Source organism: Nocardia sp. NPDC004722 (assembly GCF_053601505.1).
In genome coordinates this window covers 1-2,941 of record NZ_JBSGBY010000826.1, presented here as the reverse complement: position 1 = coordinate 2,941, position 2,941 = coordinate 1, and the positions used below count along the sequence as shown (strand labels likewise).

Annotated in this window: 1 protein-coding gene, 1 pseudogene and 1 riboswitch; of the genes and pseudogenes, one reads left to right on the top strand and one right to left on the bottom strand. The window is 66.2% G+C overall.

Translation table 11 applies throughout. The annotated features are described in order from the left end of the window. Nucleotides 1-46: 46 nt before the first annotated feature. A riboswitch (M-box (ykoK) riboswitch) is annotated at nucleotides 47-226 on the bottom strand. 290 nt (nucleotides 227-516) lie between these two features. Beyond that, nucleotides 517-1,236: a hypothetical protein gene (locus ACWELQ_RS42570; RefSeq protein ID WP_452402656.1), complete on the top strand. Its 720-nt coding sequence runs from the start codon at nucleotides 517-519 to the stop codon at nucleotides 1,234-1,236. Nucleotides 1,237-1,291: 55 nt separating this feature from the next. Here the strand turns inward: ACWELQ_RS42570 and ACWELQ_RS42565 are convergent. Continuing rightward, a pseudogene (locus ACWELQ_RS42565) lies at nucleotides 1,292-2,659 on the bottom strand (APC family permease). Nucleotides 2,660-2,941 lie beyond the last annotated feature (282 nt).

Genomic DNA, 2,941 nt, shown 5'->3' with positions numbered 1-2,941 from the left:
GCATCGCGCACGGCAAGAAGGGATTCGGGCGCACCCGTGGTGTCGCCCCGCACCCCTCTCGTCAGAGCTTCGGCACTGCACGACGTATCCGGGGGCTCGCGGCCCGGGGAAGCCACTTCGGATCACCCCTTAATCCGGGGTGATCTGTCCTAACCCTGGGCGTCTCTCGACGTCGTCGGATCAGTGGCCTGTGTTCGTACAGGAGCCTCGCCTAGCGAGGTGCTGACTGAGCAATGGTGGGCCTGGTCCTGGGTGTTGTCAAATCCGGTCCGGTCGGTTCTCCGGAATCACCTTGTGTCGCAAGCCGGTCCGTTGCCGGTGCGGGTGACCACTGTCGAAAATCCAGGTGAACGGTAAGAATATTTGTCGCGCAACGGTCCTTGAATATGTGTATCGAGTCACTAAAGGACAATTGCCCTTTGCTGGCCCCTGAGAGCGGACTTAAAGTTTGCTTGTCAATAACTGAACCTGCGATGAGTTCTTATGACGCGGGCCTATCAAATCGAGGTAAATCAAGTGCGCAAGAGCGGCTTCGCCGCGGTTACCGCATTGGTGGCCGCTGTCACAGCTATTACAGCCGGAGCGGTCAATGCCGAGCCCACCAGCGGAGATGTCGGTGCGGTTCACTACACGGCATCGGCTACCGATCGGTCCGCGACCATTTCCACCGACATCGGTTCGATGGACGTCGAGAACGGTGTCTTCAAGATCCACGGCGCGGATGGCACGGTGGTTGCTGGACAAGAACTCACCTTCCGTGTGGACGATTTCGTTTTCCCCATCGCGGCCGAGATCCGGGGCCTCACCGCCACGCTGACACCGCAATTCGACTTGCAGCACGCGGTCTATCAGCCGGTCGCCCTGCCATTCGAGGACACCGCACCGTGGAAGACCCCGTACGACCGTGAGCAGGCGGCCTGGAACCGGATGAAGGACACCATCTCCATCGGCGCCACCATCGGCACCCTGGTCGGCGGCATCGGTGGCGCGGCCGTCGGCTGTGCCCTGGGCGGCATCGCCGTGGGCGCGGGAGCCTCGCTGGCCACCGGCATTATCGGCGGTCTGTTCTTCTTCCTGCCGGGTGCGGTCGTCGGCTGCCTCGCGGGCGCCGCGGCCATGGGCGCGCTCGGCGCGATCGCGGGCATGATCCTCGTCACCGCTCCGGTGGCCATTGCCGCTGCGGTGCAGTACTTCACCACCATCAACCAGCCCTTCGTCCCGGCTCCGGCCAAGTAGCCGAAGCGGGTGCGGGCCCCGGTCGTGTCGATGAGGGCGCGACCGGGGCCCACCGCTATGCCTGATCCAGGCTCTGGTGGGCCGGGTCCGGGTTCTCGTGGATCGGGTCCGGCAGTGTCCAGCGCTCACCGCGTCTCGGGTGCAGATACAGCGCGTAGTACAGGTAACCGGCGGCCATGGCGGCGGCCGCGAACGCGATCTGCTGCCAGTCGTCGCGGCCCAGGCTGTAGGCCGAGTAGAGCATCACCGCGATGACGATCACCGGCGGCAACGGCCACAGCGGCATCCGATAGCCGCCCTGGATTCCGTTGCGCGCCAGCCGGATACGCAGCGCCGAAAGCGCCACGAACAGGTACACCAGCACCAGTCCCGCGCCGGTGGCGACGATGAGCCAGTGCATCGGCAGCAGCGCGGCGGCCAGTACCGCGAACGCGCCGACCACCAGGGTCGCCACCACCGGGGTGTGCAGGCGTGGATGCACCGCGCCCAGCGCGCGATCGATCGGGTCCGGCCAGCTGCGATCGCGGGCCGAGGCGAACAGCAGGCGTGCGATCTGCAGGATGATCGCGATCACGGCGTTCACGATGGCGATCGCGATGCCCACGCTCACCGCGGTGTTCACCGCCGAACCGCCACGCGCGGTGAGGAAATAGTTCATCGGTGCGTCGCTGTGCAGCAGGTCGGTGAGCGACGGCGCGCCCAGCACCACGGCGGCCAGCGGCAGCATCTCGATGGCGACCGTCGCGGCCAGGCAGATCATGATCACCCGGCCGATGGTGCGGGTGGCGTCGCGCGTCTCCTCCGCGTAGTAGGCCGCCGCGCCGTAACCGTTGTAGGCGAACAACGCGACGGGGATCAGGCTCGCCAGCGATCCGATGCCCACATTCGCCAGGCCGTCCGGGGCGGCGGTCTGTGCGTGCGCGAAGGTGGCCGGACCCCGCTCGGCATGCGTAGCACCGAGCACGACCAGCGCCGCGATGGCCGAAACCTCCACGCACAGAAAGACTCCGGTGACCCAGGCGTTCGCCTAGATATTGAGCAATGCGACCACCGTGGTCACCGCGATGACACCCACGCCGACCCATTTGCCGCCCAGGCTGGGAATCGCGACGCTCAGATAATCACCGGTGCCGAGCGCGATCACCGCGATGATCAGGACCCCGTTCACCAGCGTCAGCACGAAGATGGCGAAGCCGCTGGAACGACCCAGCAGCCTTGCCGCCCAGGTGTATTCGCCGCCCGCGATCGGGTAGGCGGCGGCCAGTTCGGCATAGCAGAAGCCCACGAACACCGAGGCCACCGCCGCGAGGGCGAGCGTCAGCACCGACGCGCCCCCGGCGGCCAGCAGCACGGCCGGAATGATGATGAACACGCTCGACGCGGGTGTCACCGCGGACAGCGTGATGAGGATGTTCTCGCCCATGCCGAGCGCCCGGGAGAGCTGCTGGGGATAGCGTGAACGCTGGTCGTCGTCGGGGGTCGGGGTGGGATGAGCCGGTATCGCCATGGCCGAGCCTTTCTTTGACTTCCCATCAAAGAATGAGGTAACTCAGCAGGACAAGCGGGGCGAAACAACGTAACAATGACTTAACTGTCGATCGGCGGAAGGATGTTCGGGTGGCGCGGAAGAAGGATCAGGAACGGGCGCGGGGCGCCATTCTCGACGCCGCGCTGGCCGCGGTCGCCGCGCCGGGACCGGACGGGC